This window comes from Flavitalea plasmicola, assembly GCF_030546645.1.
Taxonomy (GTDB): Bacteria; Bacteroidota; Bacteroidia; order Chitinophagales; family Chitinophagaceae; genus Puia.
In genome coordinates this window covers 95062-120395 of the sequence record NZ_JAUOTO010000010.1, presented here as the reverse complement: position 1 = coordinate 120395, position 25334 = coordinate 95062, and the positions used below count along the sequence as shown (strand labels likewise).

Here is a 25334-nt window from a genome sequence, read left to right as displayed (position 1 = left end):
CTTACTGTACCTTCACTTTATAGGTATACTCCCCCGCCCCCAGCTCGATCACCTGCGCCGGCTGACCAGGTTGCACGCCCGGAATGGCCGCCTGCCCCGGCAATTGCAAGGTCGCCGACGTATTGGGCGGGATCACTGCCTTGTAGACGATGACACTCCCTTCGCGCTTCCAGGACGAACTGATCGTCCCGTAAGGACATTCATGCGAAGCCTCGAACCTGTCCAGCCCCTTTACAAAATGCGGACGCAGGAGCACATGCTTGAATCCCGGCTGTGCAGGATCGGGCAGGATGCCGGCCAGTCCTTTATACATCCACGCTCCTATCTCGCCGAACATGATATGGTTTAACGAAATATCGCTCTTTGCATCGATGGGCCAGTTCTCATATAGCGTAGTAGCACCATTCACGATCCACCATCCCCAGGACGGGAATGTCTCGCTGGACGCGATGCGGTAGGCCACATCGGCATATCCGTTCTCACTCAGCGCTCCCAGGAGCGCCTTGGTTCCCAGCAATCCCACATTGAGATGATTGCCGTCGGCCGCTACTTTCGCCGCCAGGTTGCCGGCCACCTTGTTTTTCATATCCTCCGGGACAAGTCCCCAATACAGGGGCATGGCCAGCTCCGTCTGCATGCCCTGGCCATAGCTACCCGTGGCGGGGACCAGGAACTTTTCGTTAAAGGCCGTTTTGATCTTTTCGGCCAGGGCCGTATACTTTGCCTGGTCCTCCGACTTACCCAGCAATGCAGCTGCCCTGGCAAGAATGCTGGCATCCACATAATAATAAACCGAAGAGGTGAAGATCACCGGCGGCTTTGTGCTGACGGGTATCCAGTCTCCCAGCCCCCATGTGGTAAGCCCCGAGGGACTGATATCCGTGATATGGTCCACATAGCGGCGGATGTTATCGTAGCAGTCCGTCAATAATTTCTTATCACCGTAAAAGAGATAGATATTCCAGGGAATGATGGCGATGGTGCTGGTCCAGTCCGGACCGTTGCCCCATTCATAGCCCCAGCCGCCGGTGGGAATGATGGAGGGCAGTACGCCATTGGGCTGCTGTTCGTCCCGATGGTCGGCCAGCCATTTCTCATAGATGGTGATGCCATCGAAATTGTAGAGGCCGGTCTCGGAAGCGATGTGGGCATCTCCCGTCCACCCGTTCTTTTCCCGCTGGGGGCAATCGGTGGGATAGCCGAAAAGATTGGATAAATAGGAGTTGTTCGTGGCCTTCCAGATCTTGTCCAGCACCGGGTTGGAAGAGCTGATCCTGCCCACGGGCGGCACATCGCTATGCATGAAATAAGCTGTCAGGCTTTCTTTCGTCAGCTGGATGCCGGGAGCAGTGATGATCTCCACATACTGGAACCCCTTGTAGTTGAAGCGGGGCATAAATTCCTCTTCTCCTTTCCCATTGAGCGTATAGATGTCGGTGCCGAATGGATCGGTGTCATCCGTGGGACGATAGTGTACGGAGATATTCGACTGGTCCACCCTTCCATTGGGATAGAGGCGTTCGCCATGTTTCAACACCAGCTTTGTCCCCGCAGGACCATGCACCTGAAGGCGGCTGACGCCGGCGATATTCCTTCCCAGGTCGAATACCCAGACGGAATCGCCGGGGTGTTTGACGGACACGGGGCGGATCTCTTCCACCTGGCGGATGGGATGCATGGATTGGGAGACCACATTGGAAGACGGCACGGGACGATAGATCACTTCTTTCCATGCGCTGTCGGCAAAGCCGGTGTTGTTCCAGCCAGCCTGCTCCAGGCGATCGTCGACATGCTCACCCGTGTAGATGCTGTTGAGGACGATGGGACTGAGCGCTGTCTTCCAGCCCCGATCGGAGGAGATGGTCTCCATCGAGCCGTCCTCGTAGGTCACACGGATGTCGAGGCAAAAAGAGGGCCGGCTCCGCCAGGGAGCCTCATGAAAATACCATACGGCAGTGGACTGGTGGTTGTACCAGCCATTGCCCAGCAGGACGCCGACGACATTATCGCCAGACTGTATATTTCCAGTGACGTCATAGGTGACATAGAGATTGCGCCGGTCAAAGCGGGTGTACATCGGGTCCAGGCGGTGATCGCCTATTTTTTTTCCATTGATATACAGTTCGTACAAGCCGGCGGCGGCTATATAGGCCCGTGCTGAGCGGATCTTTTTCGTAGTGACAAAACCTTTCCTGAAATAAGGGGCGCGACGCAGGTCCCTGTCACGCGAATCGCTGATCCAGGCGCCTTTCCAGCTGGCGGCATCCATCATGCCCGTCTCGAAGGACGCGATGGGACCGGCGGCACGTACGCCATCCTTACCCCATATGTCCACCCGCCAGTAGTAGCGGGTGAAAGGCTGCAGGGCGGGACCTTCATAGGACGTCAGCTGGTCGGGGGAATCGCGGCGGCCCGTGGACCAGCTGCCGGTGGCGCCACCGGCAAGGGCCAGGGAATCCGTGCCTACGGTGACGACATATGCTTTCTGCAAAGCGCCGGGCCGGTGGTCTTCCAGCTGCCAGGACAGGCGGGGATGCGGAGCGTCGATCCCCAGCGGTTGCTGCAAGTATTCGCAGCGAAGAAAAACAGGCTGACAGGGAGGTGTGGCGGCCGGCGCCAGGCTGGAAAGCAAATTACCCAGCGTAAAGAGGAATATGGTTCGCATCATAGGGCCCTAAGATAGGACATCTTACGTGGATGATCCATCCTGTACCTCCCTGCCCCGGCGACTCCCTTAATTCACAAACAGCTCATCGACAAAGAACCACCCTTTGTCATTCGCCGGCTTTGGTTTTTCCTTTTTCTGTGCCAGTGACGGCGCCTTTTCATCTTTTTTCGGTGGCGCCGGCTGTGACGGCAGCATGGACACCGGCAGTTTGCCGACGGGTTCTACTATTACCCGGATATATTTAGCCGAGACGGGCGGGAATTTACATTCATAGGGAATGAGATAATTGGAGGTAAGCAGCGTATCCGCGGGGGGAGCGAGCTGATAGAGCAACCGTAGGTTCGAAGGATCATTTCCCCCCATGATACGGATGTTCTTTGGAGGGAAGATCATCGCGCCTACATTGACCAGGGAGCTGACCGTAATGCTCCGCGTGCGTACGGGTTTTGAGAATTGCAGCATACATTCCATTCGATTGCGCCGGAAGGCGATCCATTTGCCGTCCCCGAAATTCTGCGATCCTTTCTGCAGGTCTTTCAGGGTCGTTCCCCCCTTTCCCATATAGGATGAATCGGCGGGCGTCATCAGGATGATCGTGTCGGGTTTAAAGGTCGCGCGGTAGAACTGTGCCTGGACCACTTCACTGGGACGCCATCCTTTCCGGAAGGCCCGCGCCTTCATCAGCACCTGGCTGTCGATGAACGTCCGGCCATCGTACACCATCGAGTGAAGGCTGTCCGGGTCCGTGCCGTCCAGGGTATAGCGGATCGTTGTGCCCGGAACGAAGTGCTTGAGCCGTAGCTGGATGGGCGTATCGCTGATCACCTGTGCGCTGGTCTGATTGAGGGGTGGATTTATTTTCAGGGACATTGTATCCGTGCGGGCGCCTGTCTGGATATCCAGCATGGGGTATTTCCGCTTCAGCTCATTTGCGTCGGCGAAGCTCAGGCCTGCGTTCCAGACGTAGATCTGACGAAGCTCCTTCAGCACAAGCAATTTAGCAATATCCTCCCGGCGCACGGTTGTATTGGTCAGCGAAATGCGTTTGAGGTGGTGAAGTTTTTCCAGGGCCGACAGGGTGCGCCCCGTGATCCGCGTGAATGAGAGATCCAGTTCCCGCAGGTTGGCAAACTGGCCGATGACGGACAGCTCATCGTCGGTGACAGGCATGCGGGTCAGGTTTAAAGAGACCAGCTGCGTCTTTATCGCGAGCAGGTCTTTCAGCTGGCCGGGCTTATAAAAAGACGCGCCGAAAAAGTCGGCGGCAACGGCCGGGGAGCCCGTTGCCAGTGGATACACCGCCCGGTAGTCCGTATTCAACTGCCGGACCTTTTCCTCGCCGGCTGCGGCGAAGTCATACGTTTCCTGATCCCCGGAAGTCCTGAAAATATTGCTTGCGATGGTCCGCAAGGTATCTGTCGGCTCCAGCGAATCCACTTTCACGGTGAAGCTCGCTCCCCGCCTGATCCAATTATATAAAACGGCCATCTCCTGGTCATTCAGTTGCGGCCGGCCTCTTGGCGGCATATGCTTGCGGTCCTCTTCCGGCAGGTGAATGCGTTGTAATAACAGGCTCATATTGGCATCGGACGTATCGAGCACCGGGCCGTTCCTGCCTCCTTTGAGCAGCAGCTCCGGCGTGGTCATCACCAGTCCGCCCTTTGCCTTGCCGCTGTTGTGGCAGCCCAGGCATTTTGCATCCAGGACGGGCTGCACCATGTCACGAAAAACGATGGCTTCGTCGAACGGCACTTTTTCCTTTGCCCGGTCCTTATACACGGGGGCCAGCAAGAAATTATCTCCATGCGTGATGGTCGCCCCCTGGTGGCCGGCAATGACCAATAGCAGGAGGCTTGTCAGGCTTACTGCCGCCAATGACGGCCGCGACCTGTTCAGCCGCCGGTGAAACAAATACCATACAAAAACGATGAATGACAGACAGGCGCCGCTCCATTTATGCAACCAGAGAGATTCTTCGTTATAGCCCGGTTCCCTTGAAAGAAGGACACCCATCAACGCGGTGATGGCGGAAGTAAAAGCCACCGACAGCAGCAGCCATTCGCCGACTTCATCCGACAAACCAACAGCATGCAACCGTTGCTTTGGAATGACCCATATCCAGATGATGAACAAAGCAAACAGAACGATGGGAAAATGTAGGAACAGGGGATGCGCCCGTCCCATCACCTGCAGAAAGGAAGGTACGACCAGGCGGTCATAGAAAAGCAGGAAAAAACAAAGAAGACAGTTGGCGGCCAATGTCAGGCCGCTGAGCATATTTTTCCAGTTCATGTGTGTCGTTAAGCAATCAATCCGTTGACCACCTTGCCTGCCACATCCGTCAGCCGGTAGCGCCGTCCCTGGTGCTTGAATGTAAGCTTTTCATGGTCCAATCCCATTAAATAGAGAATGGTTGCGTGAAAATCATGTACGTGAACGGGGTCTTTGGCGATGTTGTAACCGAAATCATCGGTCTCGCCGTATACGCCGGGCCGCACGCCTCCGCCGGCCATCCAGACCGTGAAACAGCGGGGATGATGGTCACGGCCATAACTATCCTTTGTCAGCTTACCCTGGCAATAATTCGTCCTTCCGAACTCTCCGCCCCAGATGATCAATGTCTCATCCAGCAAACCCCGTTGCTTGAGGTCGGTGATCAACGCGGCGGAAGCCTGGTCCACATCTTTGGCCTGCCCCTTTATCTCCCCGGGAAGGTTGTTGTGTCCATCCCATCCCTGGTGGTAGAGCTGAACGAATCGAACACCGCTCTCGGATAGTTTCCTTGCCAGCAGGCAATTGGCTGCAAAGGTGCCTGGCACCAGGCATTCGGGTCCGTAAAGCTTCAGCGTATCTTCAGGTTCTTTGGATGTGTCTGTGATCTCAGGCACGATGGTCTGCATCCGGTAAGCCATTTCATACTGCTGGATCTTGGTGGCGATCTCGGGGTCGCCGAATGCTTTATAGGACTGATCGTTCAGCGCGGCGATCTGGTCGAGCATCTTTCTCCTGTCCTGCCGGGTAATGGAAGCGGGGTCATTCAGGTACAGTACTGGATTTTCCCCGCTGCTGAACTGGACGCCCTGGTAGATGGAATCTAAGAATCCATTTGACCATAGTTTGGAATATACCCCCTGGCCATTCCCTTTTCCTTTTGAAAGCAGCACGCAAAAAGAGGGGAGGTTCTTATTTTCGCTGCCGAGACCGTAGCTAAGCCAGGAGCCCATGCTGGGACGATTGCCCTGCTGCGCTCCTGTCTGGAAAAATGTCAGCGCGGGATCATGGTTGATGGCCTCGGTGTACATGGTTTTTATGAAACAGATGTCGTCCACCACCCGGGCAGTATGGGGTAAAAGCTCGCTAAGCCATGCCCTTGATTGTCCATACTGAGAAAATTGAAACACCGTACCTGCCAACGGGAACTTCGCCTGGTCGGCCGTCATGCCCGTGAGCCGCTGACCCTGCCGGATGGAGGCAGGCAGGTCTTCTCCCTGCATCTTCTGGAGCAGGGGCTTATAATCAAAGAGGTCCAGTTGTGACGGCGCCCCGTTCTGAAAAAGATAGATGATGCGTTTAGCACGGGGAGCGAAATGGGGAAGGCCTGTGATAGCAGCCTCTTCCTCTCCGCCCTTGAACAGATCGGGGATAAGCAGGGAGCCCAGGGCAATGCTGCCGATGCCAAGGCTCAGCCTGGACAGGAACTTGCGTCGGTTGATATGAAGGGCGTGCTCTATGATCTCTTTTTCCATATGCACTGTCAGGTTTTTGTGATGGTTTCCTCCAGGTTGTATAATACGGTGGCGACTTTCATCAGGGCCGCCGCGCTGTGCTCATCGATATGCTGCTCCTGTCTGTATTCCCCCACGTCCAATGTTTTGCGGGCATCCAGTTTCCGGCTGGTGAATTCCTGCAGTTGTTGGTCGTAATAATCGAGTAAGGTCTTTAATTCCTGGTCTGCAGGCGTGCGGCAAAGGATCAGCCGGAAAGCCTTTGTTATTTTTTCCTTCGGCGCTGACTGCTCCAATGACAATCGTTCTGCCAGCACCCGGGCGGCTTCCAGCACCGTGGGATCGTTCAGCATGATCAAAGCCTGCAGGGGTGTATTGGTCTTCAATCTTTTTACTTCGCATTGATCCCGGTTGCTGGCATCGAACATGACCATGGAGGGCGGCGGGACGGTGAGCTTTATAAATGTATACATACCGCGCCGGTAGAGAGAATCCTGGTGGTCCTGCCGGTAGGTGGCGAGCACTCCCCGGCCTGAAGTGGCCCCTTCCCAAAGTCCGTCGGGTTGATAAGGCTTTACGCTGGGTCCGCCCACCGTACGCACCAGGAGCCCGCTGCTGGATAAGACAAGGTCTCTTATGAATTCGGCCGGCAGCCTGTTGCGCGGTCCTCTCGACAAATAAATATTTTCCGGGTCCCGGGTCAGTTTTTCAGGTGTTATTTGTGCAGATTGCCGGTAGGTCGCCGACAAGACGATCTGTTTCACCAGCCTTTTTATGTTCCATCCATGATCCATGAAGTCCACTGCCAGCCAGTCCAGCAAGGCCGGATGCGTGGGCAGCTCGCCCTGCATGCCGAAATCTCCCGTGGTCTTTACGATCCCTCTGCCAAAGCATTCCTGCCACAGCTGATTGACAAAGACCCTTGCCGTCAGGGGATTGTTCCTGCTGACGGTCCATTTTGCAAGCCCCAGCCTGTTGCGCGGGTACTGGCTCGTGTCGAACTTCATGACGGCAGGTAAGGCGTTGGGTTGTACCTCGGCGCCGGGCGCATCATAGCGGCCCCTGTTCAGCAAATAGGTTTTCCGGAGCGTGTCCCGCTCGCCCATCACGGAGACCGACAGGGTCGACGTATCTTTATTGTACATGAACGACAGGATATTCTTCCTGTCGTTGCTGTCTATGGACAGCTTTGGCATCTTGGCGGGTTTCGATACGCCGACGTCGCCTTCATAGCCGACCTCTTTGGTATTGTTGAAGAAAGCCAGCAGGCTGTAATAATCCTTTTGCTTAAAAGGATCATATTTGTGGTCGTGACATTGCGCGCATTCGATGGTAACGCCGAGCATGCCTTTCCCGTATGTCTTGGTCTTGTCGACCAGGTATTCGATGCGGTATTCTTCGGGGACGACCCCACCCTCTTCCGTGTATTTGTGGTTGCGGAAAAAGCCGGTGGCCAGTATTTGCTCCTTCGTCGCATTGGGCAACATATCGCCTGCGATCTGCCATGACACGAATTGATCGTAGGGAAGATTTTCGTTGAATGCATGGATCACCCAGTCCCGCCAGGGCCATTGTGTCCGTATATTGTCGTCCTGGTAGCCGTAGCTGTCCGCATAGCGCGCGACATCCAGCCAATGCACGGCCATTTTTTCACCGTATTGAGCTGTGTTCAGCAAACTGTCGACTATTTTTTCGTAAGCATGCTCATCCTGTCCGGACAGGAAACGGTCCATCAATTCAAGGGAGGGAGGAAGGCCGGTGATATCCAGGCAAAGCCTTTTGAGCAGGCGTTCCTTGTCGGCCTGCGGGTTCGGCGTGAGTCCCTCCGATTCCATCCGGTGGAGGATAAAATAGTCGATCTCGTTCTTTGGCCATGTCTTGTCGCGCACTTCCGGGAGAGGCGTCGCGGAAGGGGGCGTAAAGGCCCAATGCCTTTCATATTTGGCGCCCTGCTCTATCCATTTGGTAAATAGCTTTTTCTCAAAGTCAGTCAGCATCCCCAGATGTGCATCGGGAGGGGGCATCATATAGGTCAGGTCGGTGGAGGTGACTCTTTTCACCAGTTCTGACCGGCCGGGTTTACCGGGTACGATGGCAAATAACCCTTTCGAATTTTTCAGCGGCGCATACGCGCTGTCGGCGATGTCCAGCCGAAGGCTCGCCTGCCGGTGACTGGCATCAGGGCCGTGACACTTGAAGCACTTGTCGGAGAGAATGGGGCGGATGTTGAAATTATAGCTTACGATGTCCGGTAAGGACTCGGTATGTTGTATATTTTTGTCACTGTGCAGGCACGAGGAAGCGATGCAGATTGCTACCGCTATGATGGCAAGTATCGTTAGTCTTCTGGAAGGCATGTTCTATTGTATGAACATGACGAATATAGTGAAAATTCAGCAATTATCAGCGGGGTGCAGGAACACGGCTGACGAGCCGCTCCAGCTGCCCGGCGCTCAGCTCGACGGCGGGATGGAAAGCATCTCCGCGCATGTATCGTTCCAGGCTATACCGCAGCTGTCTTGCTTCCGGCCTGCGTTCCAGGTCATGCGATATATCGGCGGACACGAGGACGAGCCTTCCTTTGCCCACTTTGGCTTCTATCACTTCGGCCATCTTCCTGTTCTTAAAAAAATTATCGATCACTCTTACGATGGGATCGATGACGGGCAGCGAGTCCAGTATAATCGTCTTTGAGGAGGTGACCAGGTCCCACCATTGCCAGTCGGAGTACGACCGGGTGGGAAAATCCTTCAGGGCAGGATGGCCGGGATCGCATAAGAGGCCCATGGTACCGGGCTGGTTGGGAAAATGCACGGGGCTCCAGAACACGGGCGCAAATCTGCCCGTGACGCCATTGACGACAGCCGTGTCGGGATTGAGCAATACATTTTTCCCTTCCTGCAGGTGTCGGAGCGCGTCGTCCAGTGTGGTGTCGAATACGACCGGTGGTTCAGCGGCGCCGGGTCGGGCAAGATCGGCGGTCAGGGCCAGCCTGGCCGGGTATACCCAAATGTTCCATTTGTTCTTATAGGGAGTCCCTTTCAGCTGCAGCGTGATGGTCAATTCGGTGGCCTGCCGTAAGGTTCCCAGCGCCACGGAAAAAGCGCCCAGTTGACGGCCATTGCCTGTGGCAATATCCTGGCGGGGCAGGACCCCACCGGCGACACGTCGACCTGCCTGGTCCTCCACCATCCATTCCGGGATCACGCCCTTCAGCACACCCTTGCTGAAATTGGCGACCTCCGCCATAGCCGTAAACTTTTCGTTGCTGGTATAGACGGCTTTTTCAAAGCGGATCAGCGGCGCCACGGCCGAGCAGTACATCCGATGCTCTTCCGGCGTCACCAGTCCCTTGCTATCCCAGAAAGCATCCAGGATGCCGATGAGCGCCGTACCCTGCCCGGGGAAATCATGCAGGTCCAGCAGCTGGAAACCACTGGTCCCGGGTGTTCGCAAAACTCTTTCTATCTCCTCTTTATAAAGGCGTGCGGCAAATTTTCCGCTGGCTTGCGTAAAGGAGGACGACAGGCGCAGCATATCCTTATGTTCCAGGTCCCTGCGGATGGCCTTAAAGTTCAGTGGGTCCAGCACGCCCGTATATTTATCTATCTCCCGCATGTCGGGATAAACGGAATACTGTCCCATCTCATGGACGATCAGGGGCACCGGCAGACTGTCTACCGCCGTAGTATAGTCGCTTTTAAAGTCGGGCGGATAGGTATTGAAGATCCCCTGTCCTCTCACCCACCCTTTCTTCGTGTATTGCGTGATATAAAAATCATCCCCCGGCTCGGGCCACTTCCCATGACCGGCCTGAAAGCTGAAAGAGGTGGCCGTATACAGATGACGGGGATCGGCCTGTTTTAAAGTGCTTACCATGCCGTTGAGCCAACCGAAGTCGCCTTCCAGCTCGTTGCCCATCGACCAAAGGCAGAAAGAAGGATGATTGCCGTATACGTTGCTGATACGATGAGCTTCTTCTTCCAGGAACCTGTCCATGGCCGTATCCCTGCCGGCATTCTTATTCCAGAAAGGCAGCTCCACCTGGAGATAGAACCCCATGGAGTCGGCCACTTCGAAGGCCGCCGCCGGCGGGCACCAGGAATGGAAACGGAGGTGGTTGAGGCCATAATTTTTTGCGGTGACGAATTCTTTCAGCCAGCCTTTCTTATCCATGGGGGGATGGCCGGTCAGCGGGAAGATATTGCATTCCAGCGTACCCCGCAGGAACAGGCGATGACCGTTGATCCACAGGACACCGTTGCCATTGCCGGATGAAGCTCCCGGGTCCGTGGAGATTTCCTTTTCGATGCCCAGCTGTCGCATGCCCCATGTGACGGAAGCTTCATCTGCTCCCCCGGCAGTCACCAGCCTGGCGCGTACCTTATACAGGCGGGGAGTAAATTCGTCCCATTCCTTACTTGCGGGAAGGGAGATCGTACAGGATTGTTTAGATCCTCCGGCAGCGAGGGCTACCGTCATTTGCCGGGTGGCCACGAGGTTTTGGAGGTTGTCGAGCACCTGGAGGAGCAGGGTGCCCTTGGCGGGAGCTCCGGATGGATGGATCAGCGTGGTGGTCACCGAGATCTTTTTATCCTTCACCGACGGATACACCTGCACCGCATCTATATGGTCCGGGCTCCGGGCTATCAGCTGCAGACTTCCGATGATGCCGTTCCACACTATTTGGGTACCCTCCGTATAAGCATGCGCCATATCCAGGTGGGAGATGTCGTATTTTTTGCTGTTGTCCACCTGGATGGCAATGATATGCCTGCCCGGTGTCAGCCATTGTGCCAGCTCGTAAACATGGGGAGCAGAGAGGCTTTCGCAGGCTCCGGCCTCCTGCCCATCCACCCATACCCGGGTGGTCCATAGGACCCTTTCCAGGAAGAGCGAGATACTTTTCCCTTTCCAGCTTTGTGGAATATTCACCTCCCTGGTATACCATGCGTATCCTATATACGTATGCTTGCGGGTAAGATGCAGCAGCACGTCCCTGGTCAGCCGTTCATCCGTCAGCGCGGGTGGCGTGCCGATGCCCGCGTCATCCAGCGTCCCTGGCAAATGGATCTTCCTTTCAAAGGTCTGCTTGTACCATTGCTCCCGCTGCCCTGTCTTTTGCTCGTCCAGCCGGACGCCCCACTGTCCCGCCAGCGACATCGCCTGTTGCGCATAGGGCTGAAGGCTTCGGGTGAAGAGATAGACCAGCAAGCATGCTATTTTGGTTTTCATACCGCAAAATAGGCAATCTGTATCCTATAGAAAGTGCTGTCAGGATGGAGATTTTTATGAATTTGCTGGACAATATTATTGCAGCGACAGGATGATTGTGAACACACGGTGTATCGAAACTGTACAGTCATCGAGTGTGATGTGTCTGTTATATTACTGGTTTTAAATCACTTAATACTCTGGCACTCTCTTGGCGCCTTTGGCTCAACACCCTCTACAAACAAAACAGCACCTACAGATTTATGCTGAAGAACTACATCAAGCTCGCATGGCGCAACCTGGTACGCAACAGGGTCGCGTCCGTTATCAATATCGTCGGCTTATCTGTCGGACTGGCGACCAGCATTGTGATGATGCTTTGGATCGCCCGTGAGCTGGGCATGGATAAATTTCATGCCAACCTGCCTGCTATTCACCGGCTGATGCTGAACCAGGACCGGGGCGGGGACATCCATACGGGAGACAATGTTTGCGGACCGCTGGCGCCGATGCTGCGGCAGGAGATGCCCGAGCTGAAATACGTGGTGCGCACCACCGGCGAGACCCCCCAACTGATGCGGGTGGGTGACAAGAGCCTGTATGAGCGGGGCATGTATGCCGAACCGGACTATTTCAATATGATGACCTTTCCGGCCGTCGCGGGCAATCCGGTGACGGCGCTGCAGGATGCGGGGTCCGTGGTGATCACGCAATCTACTGCCCTCAAGCTTTTTGGCAATGAAGACCCCATAGGAAAGGTGCTGATCCACAATAATACGCACACGCTGAAGGTGGGTGCCGTCATTCGCGATGTGCCGGAGAACAGCACCAGCCGTTTTGGCATCATCCTCCCCTTCTCACTTTTTGAGAAAGAGAATGACTGGGTAAAGCGTTGGGATTATAATGCACTCGCCACCTGGATGCAGTGCAAGCCCGGCGTCAGCCTGACAGGATTGAATAAAAAATTGAAGGAGCTCTTGAAGCAGCACGGAGAAAATGGGACGGAGCTCTTTGCCTATCCCCTGGCTGACAAATACCTGCATAGCCAATTCAAGAACGGCCATCCACAAGGAGGAAAGATCATCCTCGTCGGGATCTTAGCCGCTGTCGGGCTTTTTGTCCTGTTGATAGCCTGCATCAATTTTATGAACCTTACCACGGCCCGCAGCGAATACAGGGCAAGGGAAGTGGGGGTACGGAAAACGCTGGGGGCGTCCCGGGGCCGCATCGTTCTCCAGTTCCTTAGTGAAGCGCTGTTAATGACCTTCCTGGCGCTGGTGCTGGCCTGTTCCCTTGCATCATGGGTCCTCCCCTATTTCTCTGGTTTTGTGGACGTGCATCTTTCTTTCGACGCCTCGAATTTCTCCACCTGGGGAAGCATTCTGGGTATGGGGCTGTTCACGGGCCTGGTGGCAGGCAGCTATCCCGCGCTTTTTCTCAGCAGCTTCCGGCCTGTGAAGGTTTTAAAGGGACCGGGCAACGCGCGAAAAGGCGGATCTCTGGTCCGTAAATCTTTGGTGACCTTCCAGTTCGTCATTTCCATTTTCCTGATCACCAGCATTCTCGTCGCTTACCTGCAGGTGAAGCATGTGGAAGATCGCCCTATCGGGTATGACAATACGAACCTTATCGAGCTGCCGGCGCGGGGAGACATGGCGGATAAATTCGACCTGGTGAAGCATGAACTGGTAAAGATCCCCGGCGTGGCCGATGTATCCGCGGGGAACGATAACCTGGTCCGTTTTAATGGTGCTACTGATGGCGTCGAATGGCCGGGAAAAACGCCGGACCAGAATTTCCTCATCAATATCAGCGCGGTGCGCTACGATTGGGTGCGTACGGCAGGGTTGCGGCTGGTGGAGGGAAGGGATTTCAGTCCGGCCTATGGAGCAGATACGAGTGCCTGTCTCCTGAACCAGGAGGCGGTGAGAAGGATGGGACTTAAGGGACCGGTGGCGGGCACCAAATTGGGAAGCTCCACCGTCATTGGCGTGTTGGAAGACTTTGTTTTCAACGACCCCAGCCGGTCTTACAAACCCTTGTTCATTTTTCTCAGCAAGGGTAGGATGGACCATTTCTTTGTGCGATTGCAAAACGATGCGCATTGGCATGAGAACCTTGACCGCATCGGACAGGCGATGAAAAAGATCGACCCCAACTACCCTTTTGAATTTCATTTTATAAAGGAAGAATACGAAAAAGAGTTCGAGGGCGCCCATTCCGCGAAGCTGATGCTGAACATCACCGGAACGTTTGCCATCTTTATCTCCTGTTTGGGGCTATTCGGTCTCTCCGCTTTTCTCACGGAGCGGCGTACAAAGGAGATCGGCATCCGCAAAGTGCTGGGCGCGACGGTGGCAAGGGTGTGGTTCCTCCTGACCAGGGAGTTCCTTCAGCCCGTGCTGCTGGCCTGCCTGATCGTGATCCCGATAGCTGCATGGGTGCTGCATGCCGTGCTGCAACAGTTGGATTATCGCATCGGGCTGGCCTGGTGGATGTTCGCGGCCGGTGGGCTGCTATCCATCCTCGTTGCCCTGGCCACCGTCAGCTTCCAGGGTATCAGGGCTGCCGTGGAGAATCCTGTAAAGGCGCTTCGGACAGAGTAAGCGACTGTCGTGTGGATGTCGTACGTAGGTTGTATTTATCCCGGTAGCTGCTGGGCGTCATGCCCACTGTCTTCTTGAACAATTGCCGGAAAGTTTTTTCATCATTATATCCCGAGGCGATCATGGATTCCAGGACGCCGCCGGAAGCCTGCTCCAGCACCCTTTTGGCCGCCTCGATCCTTGTCCGTTGTAAGTATTCGATAAAGGTCACGCCCGTGGCCTGTTTAAACCTGCGTGCGAGGTTGCGACGGCTGGAAGGGATGTCATTGATCAGCTCCTCGATGGTATTCACATCCGCATAGTCCTTACGGATACGCTGCTGCAGCTGGCTCACCAGCTCGTCATTGTGCGAAGGGGCGGGCCGGAAAGTGGCGAAGTAGGTCTGCTGCTCCCTGTCCATGTCGATGGCGAAATACTTCGCCGTACGGATGGCGATCTCCCGGCCGCAATATTTTTCGATCAGCAGCAACAGGAGGTGAAAGCTATTGGTGGAACCACCGCTGGTATAAATGTCCTGGTCCTGGGTCACTACGGCATGCGCCTGCAGCTTTACGGAAGGAAAGGAGGCTGCAAAAGAACCGGAAGCGTCTACATGGGTGGTAGCCGTCTTATGATCCAGCAGACCCGTGGCTGCCAGCAGGAATGCGCCGGTGCAGACACTGGCAATGGAGGCGCCCTGGCGGCGCTGGCCGCAAAGCCATTCTATATATTCCTTGTTATCCCGGATGGCTTTCCGCATATCGGTGCTGGCGAAGGCGGGGATGAGGATCAGGTCATAACAGACGCTGCCATCCAGCTTCTGCAGCTGATAGGCGCCGTAGGTGGAGGGGTGTGTGCCGTCATTGATCACATGGATCTTAAAAAAGGGGGCGCGGCCTTCCTCTTCATAAAAGCCGTTCACCGTCTCGAAGACATCCAATATGGCGGCCACACTCAACAGGCGGTGATACTGCGTCAATAAAACTCCCAGCTGTACCATCTCAATCGTTTTAGCAGTTTAAGCAATGAAACGTTATTCGTATTGCAATATAAACAATCCTGTCCCAAATACCCCCGAAACTCCCAATTCGTTATCAGGAGCATGACAATGGGATAGCTAAAAGGGTTGCATGAGATGGTAAGATTTCAACGGATCGGGCTTTTCACCCGGTGATTGAGGGCGTTCGGCGTATCAGCGTGACATCAATAGGGCTGCCGATAGATACCGAAAGTATGAATGGCCGGACATGCCTTACCGGCAGTGATCCGCAGCCGGACCTTGGTGGCTGTAACAGGCTTGCACCTGACAAGCCATTTATAGCCAATGGATTGTTTGCCTGTCGCCTCCGGAATAGGTGTCCAGGTCTTGCCATTGGTCGAATAATCCACTGACCAGCCTGTGGTGCGGTGGCCCAGCTCAATTACCTCCTGCAGCATCAGGACGTCGAACGTCTTTGCCCTGCCGAGGTTGAAGGTGATGGTATCCGTATGGAATGCATCCGTTGTTGCATAATAGGTCTGTTCAAGGCCGTCCACCATATTGGCAGCCGCATATTTTCCGCCGCGGGGATGCTGCGTCTTTATCGTCGCGCCGGCAGCCAGGTTGGTCCTGAAAGTACCATTGATCAGCTGGCGCAGGCTGTCGGCCCTTCGCGCATCGATATCCGGGATCAATCCCCGCTGGTCGGGGGGGAAATTCAGCAGCAGCACGCTGTTATGTCCTACCGAATTGAAATAAAGGTCCCATAGCTCAGCGACGGTCTTCACTTTTGCATCTTCTTCAGGGTGGTAGAACCAGCTGGGACGAATGGATACATCCACTTCCGCAGGAATGAAGGCCGTCCCATCGATCTCGCCCTTGTTCAGCTCGTTGATATGGGCCGATTCTTCCCGGATGGAGGACGGGTCGATCGTGGACCAGCAAGGGTCGCCCGCTATGCCCGACTCATTGCCTACCCAACGACAGTCGGCGAACTGGTAAGAGTTCTTTGTTCCGAAGATAACGCAGCCGGGCTGTAGCTTTCGTACGGTGTCCGCCCAGCGGGTATACATGGGGGTGGTGAGCTTATCCGCCCCTGCCCCATCCCACCAAATTTCCCAGATGGGACCATAATTCCTTAAAAGTTCCGATAGCTGACCGGCATAATAGTCGGCATACAGCGGCGTGCCATACCTGGCGTCATGCCTGTCATGGGGTCCCAGGTAGACGGCCGCCTTGATACCTGCGGCCCTGCAGGCATCCGTAAATTCTCTTACAATATCTCCCTGGCCATTTTTCCAGGGGCTGTTCTTCACCGAATAATTGGTATAGTATGATGGCCAGTTGCAAAAGCCATCCGCATGTTTGGCCACGAAGATGGCGCAGGGTATGCCCGCCTTTTTGAGGACGCCCGTCCATTGGTTGCAGTCCAGGGCCGTAGGATTGAATAGTGCCGGGCTCACCTTTCCTTCGCCTTCATTGACACCTTCAAAAGTATTCATGCCAAAATGAATAAAAGCGATGATCTCCCGGTGGTACCATTCCATCTGCCGGGCATTGGGTATGGGGCCCGAGGGGGCGGGTGCGTTTTGCGCATGGGCTGCAGTAAAAGTTCCAATGAAGGCCAGAAGCGTTAGTGATGTGCTTAATTTCGATACAAGCTTCTCAATTCTCATTATTCAACGTTTTTAATTTATAATGGGGGTGGCAGGGCTGCATGGTGAATGAGATCTCCGCAGGTGCATCCGGAATATAATATTGAGGCAAAGGGGTCGGTCCGCAGCTGGCGTTGCCGATCCCCAGCTGTCTGTAATCCAGGCTTAGTATGGTCTCTTCCCGCGGATGCAACTGGTATAAGTGCGGCGCCTGCCACAGGTCCTGGTCGGTGAAATGGAGCGCGGTGAAATTCATTTTACCGTGGGCGACGATCCGGATCCCTTCCTCCTCCTCATCCGTCACCCTGACCCATCGTACATCTTCCCGGTTAGCCATTCCCTGCGGCCGCTCATAAGGCTCCAGCATCCCCGTAACGGTCCTGCTATACTCCCCGAATGCAGCCGACTCCTTCCTGTCGGCGTAATTTTCATGGGGGCCTCTTCCGTACCACTGCACTTTTTCCAATCTGTGGTGAAGGGCCATCCGAATTCCCAGCCGGGGTATGTCCAGGTCGCTCTTACGGGGAGCAAACCGGGCGAGGACATCGATATACCCGTTGCCGTATACCGTATATTGCATGGTGACGTCCACACTGAACCCTGACCTCGTCCGGGCATCGGTGACGGTGGTCACGATCAGCGATTTGCTGCCGGCCGTATCCACCCTAAAGCTTTTCAACGTATATACAAGGCTGTCATATCCCGCCTTCATCCATTCGATGGCCGGGCCCCGCTCCTCTGTGCGATCGTTGTCCAGACGGGCCCGGTAGAGGTTGAACATGGGACCATCCGATGCACGGGTGATCACAGGGCGCCGGGCATATACCAGCGAGGAAATAGTCCCGGTCGTCTTATCGAAGCTGCAATCGAATGACTGGCTGTGGACGGCCAGCTCTTTATCATTTTGCGTCGTGTGCAGGTCCGGCAGATCTGCAACAGCCAGGGCGGGCTTCGGCGGCACCGTAAATGGAACGGCTACCTGTTCCCAGGCCACTATATGTCCTTGCTGCGCCCAAGCAGCATCTTCAGACAATTGAAATTCTACCCTCAGCCAGTATTCGGCGCCGGGAAAGATCTCCGGCTTATGGAAAGGAACGGTGATCTTTGCGGACCTGCCGGGTGCAAGGTCCAACGGCGGCATTGTCCCGGACTCCACGATCTCTCCATCACGCGCCAGCGTCCAGTGGAGGGTAAACTTGTCCAGGCTGGTAAACCCATACGTATTGGTGATATTGAGCGTGCCATGCAGCGGGTCTTCCGGGACGACCTTAATATATTGGTATACTTTTTTTACCTCTTCCAGTTCCGGCTTCACCTGCCTGTCAGACGTGACCAACCCCTTTATGCTGAAAGCGCCGTCATTCGGCAGATCTCCGAAGTCGCCGCCGTAGGCGAAAAAGGTCCTGCCTGTGGTATCGCCGGGTATGCGCTTGTTCACGCCTTGGTCGACCCACTCCCAGATGCAGCCGCCGATGAGGCGATCGTGGGTCCCGATGACATCCCAGTATTCCTTCAGATTGCCGACGGCATTGCCCATGGCATGGGCATACTCGCACATGAAGAAGGGCTTTGAAGAAGTTTTTTCTCCTTCGGCGATAAGCGTTTTGATCGAAGGATACATGCAGGACTCAATGTCCGCGATCTCATTATATCCTTCATAATGGATGGGCCGGGACTTGTCAAGCTGCAGTATCGCCGATCTTCCGGCGACAAAGTTCTCTCCTGCCCAGGATTCATTGCCCATTGACCAGATGATCACCGAAGGGTGGTTCTTATCCCTCTCTACGAGGCGCGTCTCTCTATCGACATATGCGGCCTTCCATGCAGGGTCTTTGGTAAGCCTGTCCCCCATCCCATGTGTCTCCAGGTTAGCCTCATCGATGACATACAGTCCATACTGGTCACAAAGCTTATACCACAGCGGATCATCCGGGTAATGGCAGGTACGCACCGTATTGATATTGTATTGCTTCATCAGCCGGATATCCCGGATCATGGTTGCGGGGGGCACCGTCTTTCCATATTGCGGATGAACTTCATGCCGATTGACACCCTTCAGCAATACGGGCCGGTGGTTGACATACAGCCGGCTGTCCCTGATCTCTATCTTCCTGAAGCCGAAGTCTGCTGACAGCCATTCCAGCGTCTTGCCTTTGCCATCCTTCAGGTGCAGGACCACTTTATACAGAGCCGGGTCTTCCGCGGACCACAAAGAAGGACGGTCAACGGAGATTGTCAACAGGCAGGATCTTTCCGATCCTGCATTGACAGTCGTTATTTCCTTTGCGTTGGGCATCTTATCGCTCAACCATCTTCCATCGGGCCCGTATACGCCGACTTCCAGCAGGCTGGCAGCGGACTTCTGCAGGCCATCGTTCTTCACATCCGCCCTGATCGACAATACGGCGGAGGAAAGGTCATCGGAAAGATGGGATTGCAGGAAGAAATCGCGGATGTGCAGCTTGGGCGCCGCATACAGGTATACACTGCGAAAGATCCCGCTGAAGCGGAACATGTCCTGGTCCTCCAGGTAACTGCCGTCGCTGAATTTATACACCTCCACGGCGATGAGGTTCCTGCCCGGCCTGAGGTATGGGGTAATGTCGAATTCAGCGGGGCTCATACTGTTCTCGCTGTATCCCACTTTTTGACCATTGATCCAGCAATAGAAGGCGCTTTGTACCCCGTCAAAATGAAGGAACGTCTCTTTCTCTTTCCATCCGGCCGGGAGATCGAAATACCTGCGATAGGAACCCACCGGGTTGGGTTCTTTATGCAAAGTCCAATCCGTGGGAACCTTTCCCATCACCCGGGGTGGGTCAGCTGTGAAAGGGTAAGTAATATTGGTATAGACAGGCGTCCCATAGCCCTGCATCTCCATATTGGAGGGCACGGGGATCGCCGGCCATTTCGAATCGTCGAAGCGTGTATTGAAGAAGTCAAGCGGTCTTTCGGATGGCTGTTTCACCCAATTGAATTTCCACTGACCGTCCATCGTCAGATAATAAGGCGATAACGACGCCTCGTCTTTCAATGCCTGTGCCATCGTTGCATAGGGGGTATAGTCAACGTGGGTAGCCTCCTTATTGATACCGAATACCTGCTCATTTTCCCAATCCTGCTGCTGGGCCCGGGCTCTACAGGCGCCGGCCAGCAGCAGGCAAGTACATAGGGTCCATCTTTTATTCATATCACCAGCCGGGGTTTTGTGGCTTCAGGTTGGGGTTTAACGTCAATTCCTGCGTGGCAATGGGATACAGGTACATTTTATCATCCCAGGTCCGCGCCGTTATGTTGGTATAGATCCTGATATAATTATTGGCATCCACCACTACGCCGGCCACCTGGTTGGGCGGATATTGCGCGCGCGTGGCAGGCAGCAGCTTCATGCCCAGGATGGTTGCCGGGTTGTTGATGATCGTACCCGCTTTCCAGCGCAGCATATCATTATAGCGGAAACCGTCCGCTGCCAGCTCGATCCTTCTTTCCCGGCGGATCTCATCCAGCAATACAGGGAGAGAGGGGAAGATAGAGTTAGGGTCTTTTACCAGGGAGCCGATCACCATATGGGGCATGGCCACCCGGTCCCGCAGGAGGTTGATGGTATTGTCCAGCACCGTTTGGGTACACTGCCCCAGTTCGGCCTGGGCCTCTGCCTCATTCAGCAGTATTTCCGCATAGCGGAATATGAACAGGTCGAGCGTGGACTGGGCTGCATTCCATTGTGCCGGGTCCGGTGACAGGCATTTGATGATCATATAGCCTGTGGGCGCCGTGGCCGTACCGATGTCCGGCAGTGTGAAGATATCTTTGGACCCGTCCGTATTATTCTTCAGGACAAATCCCCGGGTAGCGATCAGCTGGGAGAAGCGGGGATCGCGGTTGGTGGCTTCCGCATCCAGGGAGTCGTCCCCTTTATACAAGGGGCTCAATGCCGTGGGCAATCCATCCGTGCAAAGGAAGCTGCGGGCGAAGTCCTTGGTGAAGCCGGTGCTGCTCTCTCCCAATTCGCGGGTGAGGTTCTGCGTCAGTACGTTCTTGATATATAATTTTGGCAGAATTGCTTCCTTATTATTGGTAAGGTCGTCCTGTATGAAAAGGTTATAATAATCCGTGTTAGGATTTCCTGTCGACCAGATGCCATAGTTCCCGGAGCTCATGATGGCTTCGGAGGCAGTGACGGCTGCATTTAAGAAAGGGGTTTCGTCGCCCATGCCATGGTATTTCCGGTAAGTGCCTTCCCATAGACATATGCGGGACATCAATGCGAGGGCCGCATATTTATGGAGGCGTCCTGCTTCCACCGCGTCCAGGTCGGGCAGGTTGCCGACGGCGAAGTTCAGGTCGGCCAACACGGAATCCATCACCTGCTTATGCGGGTTCTTCGGACCATACAGCAGCGCGACGGACGTATCGGTGAGGTCCTTACTCAGCCAGGGCACATCCCCAAACCGGATGACCTTCTGCCAGTAGTAGTACGCCCTGAAAAACCTTGCTTCCGCGGCATACTTATTCAGCGTGGCCTGATCCGCGTTCGCCCGCTGATACCGTTGTAAAAAGTAATTGACATTGCGGATCTGTCCCCAGTCCCAGCCGCCACCGGAGACCGGCACCACATAGGTGCCGTCCAGGAAGCCGTCCCCATGATCCAGCGACAGCTCGTTGTCGGAGTATCTGTCGGACCAGAAAGAGTTCTGATGGGGAAGGTCCTGATAGAACTGGTTGCAATATAAGGCCAGGTCGGTGGCATTCTTGAAGAAAGTGGGCTCGCTCAGCGCATCTTTGGGATAAAGATTCAGCTGCTTGTTACAGGCGGAGAACAGCCATCCTGTAAGGACGAGGATATATATAGTAAGATGTTTGTTTGTCATACTTGAAATTTTACATGTTGTATCATAAGCCTAACTGAAGACCGAATGAGACGGAACGGCTCAACGGATAAGTCCCGAAACCGATGGTCTCCGGATCATATGCCTTGAACATTTTGGTGATCTCGAAAAGATTCTGCCCGGTGACATATACCCGTATGCTTTTTATTTTGGCGCGGCTGAGCATCTCTGCCGGCAGGGTATATGCGATGGAAAGGTTCTTCAACCTGGCGTAAGCGGCGCTCTGCAGATATTTGGTCTGGGTCTGGAAATTGCTGCCTCCGCCAAAACGCAGCCGGGGAAAATAAGCGTTCGGATTCTGCTGTGTCCAATGGTCTTTCATATAGACAAAGGGTACGCTCCATTCCGACTGGAAACCCCAAAAGGCATTGTCGCCGGGCATATAATCCCTTTTCCCCACACCCTGTACGAATACGGCCAGGTCGAAGCGCTTATATTGAACCTTGAGATTGAGCCCGTACTGGTAGCGGGGGGTCGAATTACCGATGACCCGCTGATCGCCGGGATTGGATACGGTATTGTCTCCATAGGAGATCTTCCCATTCTTATCCAGGTCGGCGTATTTTATATCGCCGGCCATTTGGGTAACCCCAGACAATTGCGATTGATCATAGGCAGCAGCTTCTGCGTCCGTCTTGAAGTATCCGTCTGTGACGAGGCCCCAGATCTCATTGAATTTCTTCCCTACATAATAGTCTCCCAGGGAGCCGGTGGGGTTCAGGTCATATTTGGTGATCTTCGCTGTATAATCCGACAATCCGACACGTACGGAATAAGAAAGGTCCTTGCCGATCTTGTCGCTCCAGGTGAGGTTAAGCTCCCAGCCTTTCGTCATCAGGCTGGCCGCATTCTTGCTGGGAGGCGCTGTCCCCAGGACGCCGGGTAAGGGCTGACCGCTTACCAGCATATTCTTGGTTTCTCTTGCGTACCAGTCGAAGCTGCCTGTCAGCCGCTGGTTCAGCACAGTGAGATCCAGGCCCGCATCCCTGGTGGTGACCGTCTCCCAGGTGAACCCCGGCGATACCAGGCCCGGCGCACCCACGGCCGTGTTTTGCTGGGACCCGAAGATATAATTGGATTGACCGTACGACATCAGGCCTACATAGGGATAGACCGTTCCATCGGTGGGATTTGCAGGATCGAATTTCTGGTTGGGCAGTTTCCCGTAGGAGACGCGAAGCTTCAGATCATTGACAACATCCTTGGCGGAGGCGAAAAAATGCTCTTCGGAGATCCGCCAGCCGGCCGAGGCGGAGGGGGACCATACATATCTTTTTCCATTGGGGAATGCAGACGTACCGTCATAGCGGCCATCCACTTCCAGGAGATATTTATCGGAAAAAATATAATTCAGCCGGTAGAGCAGCCCATTCAACGCCCATTCAAATTCATTGCCTTTTACCAGGGGCTTCGGGTCGGAGTTCAGCCCGATGAAGGGAGTGCCGGGGTCGATGAGGTTCTTGGCCTGCGTATTGATCATTTTATAATGCCTGTATTCCTGGTTGTAGCCCACGGTGGCCTTGAAATAATGCACCTTATTGAAGGTGTTCTCATAATTGGCATACAGGTTCAGGGCCGTGTAGTTATTGTTATTGCTGATCTCCGTCGTAGCGTCGGGATAGGTCCAGGGATAATAGTCCACGAATACGTGGTCGACGCCATATTCGGAGAATTGTTTCTGCACCTGTTGTTCAAAACCGGAGTAGCTGTTGAAAGTGTAATCGGCATTGACCCTGACATGTTTCACAGGGGTCAGCACGGCCCCGCCGGTGAGCCAGAGATCGTTGGCAGTGAGTATGTCACGGCCGTTCTGCGCCAGGACGGCCACCGGGTTCGTCCAGTTGCCCTGCCCTGAATAGTCGTTGCCGCCGGGGTTATACACCGGCATATTCGGCCTGCCGTCGCCCTGTATATAGCTGTTGGAATTACTGTTGGTGGGTGCATTCGACCTGTCGTTGCGGATATGGTTCAGCGTTGTCTTCAGGTTGAGGCTCAGCCACGGCGTAGCTTCCGTACTTACCCTTATGCTGGGGTTGATACGCTGGTAATCTTCATGCCCCAGCTTCAGCATGCCTTTCTGGTTAAAATAACCGAGGGAGCCAATGTAAGAAGTCTTATCGGAGCCACCGGCGACGGAAAGATTATGCTGCTGCTGAGGGGCCCAGCCGGGATAGAGCACTTTTACCCAATCGGTGTTCCCCACGTAACGGTATTTGGAGGAGTTGCCGGGATCGGGATAACCTGTGGGATTGTTTTTCGGATCGGCAAAATATTTGGCCGCCATGATGGAATCCTCTTCGGTGAAAGGGAAGGATGCGGTATTCCCTCCGCTCAACTGGCCGTTCCTGTCCGCCTCCCGATGCATATTGATATAGTCTACCGAGTTGAGGTGTTTGGGCAGCCGGGTAGGACGAGTGATAGCGTAAGACCCGGTGTAATTGAGATGTGTCGGGCTGTTCTTCTTACCGTTGCGGGTGGTGATCAACATGACGCCATAAGCCCCGCGGCTTCCATAGATAGCAGCAGATGCGGCATCTTTCAATACCGTGACGCTTTCGATGTCTCCGGGATTGATGAGGTTAGGGTCCATCTGTACCCCGTCCACCATTATCAGCGGGCCGCCATTGTTGCCACTGCCGGAGTTGATGGAAGTAACGCCTCGTATATTGAACGTTGCGGAAGCGCCTGGCCGGCCGGTGCCCAGGTCGATATTCAGATTGGGGATCAATCCCTGCAGGCCCTGCGCCACATTGACCAACGGCCTATTTTCCAGCTCTTTGGCGCCTACTGTCGCTACAGCGCCTGTGAGGTTCTCTCTTTTTTGCGTGCCATAGCCGACAATGACGATGGAGCTGAGGTCTGCGATCGCTTCTTTCAGCACTACCCGGAGCGAGGTCTGGCTACCCACTTTTACTGTCTGTGATTCATACCCTACGATGGAAAATTCCAGCGCCAGGTCATTCGAGGCGGTGACGATTATTTTGAAGTTCCCGTGCTCGTCGGTGGTCCCTCCTTTCCTGGTGCCTTTAACATAAACGGTGACGCCTGCCAGGGGCTCGTCTTTTCCATTGGTCACCGTACCGGTGATCTCGATGGGTGGAGCTGCGACAGGAGCTGGAACAGAGGCTTTTGCTTCTTCTATCTTCTTCTTTACAACCACGGTCCTGTTGACGATGGTATAGGTGAGGGGCTGGTCCTTGAAGCAGAGGTCCAGCGCCGCTTCCAGCCCGGCGTTGTTCACCGTGATGGTCACGGGCCGGGAATTTTTGAGGTCTTTCAGATCGTAAAAGAACAGGTAGCCTGTCTGTCGGTGCATTGCCGCAAATACTTTTTTCAGCGGGGTGTTCGTCTCCGAAAGCGTAACCTGTTGCGCGCGCCCGCTGGCGGATACTTCCAGGCAGGCAGCAAGTAATAAAATAGCAGTCAGCTTCATGATCAGCAGCGTTTTAGCCCCTGGATAACATCCATGGCGGATCCTGGCATTTAAATGCATACATTTGTTGTGTTTGGGTTAAACAATAAAGCAGTCCGTAGAACGATTGAAATAAACGGGTTAACCCAAGCTACTCGCCGGAAGTGGTCTCACTCACTTCCGGTTTTTCTTTTTAGTTAACCACTT

At 54.6% G+C, this 25334-nt stretch carries 11 protein-coding genes; 1 reads left to right on the top strand and 10 read right to left on the bottom strand.

Annotation, left to right across the window (positions count from 1 at the left end; genetic code table 11):
• Window position 1: 1 nt before the first annotated feature.
• The 5 genes from Q4E93_RS31505 to Q4E93_RS31485 form a co-directional block, all read right to left on the bottom strand.
• Window positions 2–2668, bottom strand: a complete 2667-nt coding sequence (locus Q4E93_RS31505; RefSeq protein ID WP_303591928.1) for an alpha-L-rhamnosidase — start codon at window positions 2666–2668, stop codon at window positions 2–4.
• Between the two features lie 66 nt (window positions 2669–2734).
• Window positions 2735–4960, bottom strand: coding sequence for a c-type cytochrome domain-containing protein (locus Q4E93_RS31500; RefSeq protein WP_303591927.1), 2226 nt, complete (start codon window positions 4958–4960; stop codon window positions 2735–2737).
• Window positions 4961–4968: 8 nt separating this feature from the next.
• Complete coding sequence (locus tag Q4E93_RS31495; RefSeq protein ID WP_303591926.1) at window positions 4969–6414, bottom strand: DUF1501 domain-containing protein; 1446 nt, start codon at window positions 6412–6414, stop codon at window positions 4969–4971.
• Between the two features lie 8 nt (window positions 6415–6422).
• On the bottom strand, window positions 6423–8750 hold the full coding sequence (locus tag Q4E93_RS31490; protein ID WP_303591925.1) for a PSD1 and planctomycete cytochrome C domain-containing protein: 2328 nt from the start codon (window positions 8748–8750) through the stop codon (window positions 6423–6425).
• Between the two features lie 46 nt (window positions 8751–8796).
• Complete coding sequence (locus Q4E93_RS31485; protein WP_303591924.1) at window positions 8797–11628, bottom strand: DUF8487 domain-containing protein; 2832 nt, start codon at window positions 11626–11628, stop codon at window positions 8797–8799.
• A gap of 242 nt (window positions 11629–11870) precedes the next feature.
• On the opposite strand from Q4E93_RS31485, the gene Q4E93_RS31480 reads away from it, so the two are divergent.
• Complete coding sequence (locus Q4E93_RS31480; RefSeq protein ID WP_303591923.1) at window positions 11871–14213, top strand: ABC transporter permease; 2343 nt, start codon at window positions 11871–11873, stop codon at window positions 14211–14213.
• Here Q4E93_RS31480 and Q4E93_RS31475 read toward each other — a convergent pair.
• The 5 genes from Q4E93_RS31475 to Q4E93_RS31455 form a co-directional block, all read right to left on the bottom strand.
• A complete protein-coding gene (locus tag Q4E93_RS31475) occupies window positions 14167–15192 on the bottom strand; it encodes a GlxA family transcriptional regulator (protein ID WP_303591922.1) in 1026 nt (341 codons plus the stop codon). The two genes, Q4E93_RS31480 and Q4E93_RS31475, sit on opposite strands and share 47 nt — an antisense overlap.
• A gap of 203 nt (window positions 15193–15395) precedes the next feature.
• Window positions 15396–16847, bottom strand: a complete 1452-nt coding sequence (locus Q4E93_RS31470; protein ID WP_303591921.1) for an alpha-L-fucosidase — start codon at window positions 16845–16847, stop codon at window positions 15396–15398.
• Complete coding sequence (lacZ, locus tag Q4E93_RS31465) at window positions 16837–20016, bottom strand: beta-galactosidase, LacZ type (protein ID WP_303591920.1); 3180 nt, start codon at window positions 20014–20016, stop codon at window positions 16837–16839. Before lacZ ends, Q4E93_RS31470 begins: the two co-directional genes overlap by 11 nt.
• Before the next feature lies 1 nt (window position 20017).
• The gene (locus Q4E93_RS31460) at window positions 20018–21697 is read right to left on the bottom strand and encodes a RagB/SusD family nutrient uptake outer membrane protein (RefSeq protein ID WP_303591919.1); all 1680 of its coding nucleotides are present in this window, start codon (window positions 21695–21697) and stop codon (window positions 20018–20020) included.
• Between the two features lie 22 nt (window positions 21698–21719).
• A complete protein-coding gene (locus tag Q4E93_RS31455; protein ID WP_303591918.1) occupies window positions 21720–25208 on the bottom strand; it encodes a TonB-dependent receptor in 3489 nt (1162 codons plus the stop codon).
• Window positions 25209–25334: the final 126 nt, after the last annotated feature.

What these genes read in the sequence shown, in the direction of transcription:
- Q4E93_RS31475 (WP_303591922.1), bottom strand. Translation starts at nt 15,192, where the DNA reads ATGGTACAGCTGGGAGTTTTATTGACGCAGTATCACCGCCTGTTGAGT.
- Q4E93_RS31470 (WP_303591921.1), bottom strand. Translation starts at nt 16,847, where the DNA reads ATGAGAATTGAGAAGCTTGTATCGAAATTAAGCACATCACTAACGCTT.
- Q4E93_RS31505 (WP_303591928.1), bottom strand. Translation starts at nt 2,668, where the DNA reads ATGATGCGAACCATATTCCTCTTTACGCTGGGTAATTTGCTTTCCAGC.
- Q4E93_RS31460 (WP_303591919.1), bottom strand. Translation starts at nt 21,697, where the DNA reads ATGACAAACAAACATCTTACTATATATATCCTCGTCCTTACAGGATGG.
- Q4E93_RS31480 (WP_303591923.1), top strand. Translation starts at nt 11,871, where the DNA reads ATGCTGAAGAACTACATCAAGCTCGCATGGCGCAACCTGGTACGCAAC.
- Q4E93_RS31495 (WP_303591926.1), bottom strand. Translation starts at nt 6,414, where the DNA reads ATGGAAAAAGAGATCATAGAGCACGCCCTTCATATCAACCGACGCAAG.
- Q4E93_RS31490 (WP_303591925.1), bottom strand. Translation starts at nt 8,750, where the DNA reads ATGCCTTCCAGAAGACTAACGATACTTGCCATCATAGCGGTAGCAATC.
- Q4E93_RS31485 (WP_303591924.1), bottom strand. Translation starts at nt 11,628, where the DNA reads ATGAAAACCAAAATAGCATGCTTGCTGGTCTATCTCTTCACCCGAAGC.
- lacZ (WP_303591920.1), bottom strand. Translation starts at nt 20,016, where the DNA reads ATGAATAAAAGATGGACCCTATGTACTTGCCTGCTGCTGGCCGGCGCC.
- Q4E93_RS31500 (WP_303591927.1), bottom strand. Translation starts at nt 4,960, where the DNA reads ATGAACTGGAAAAATATGCTCAGCGGCCTGACATTGGCCGCCAACTGT.
- Q4E93_RS31455 (WP_303591918.1), bottom strand. Translation starts at nt 25,208, where the DNA reads ATGCATTTAAATGCCAGGATCCGCCATGGATGTTATCCAGGGGCTAAA.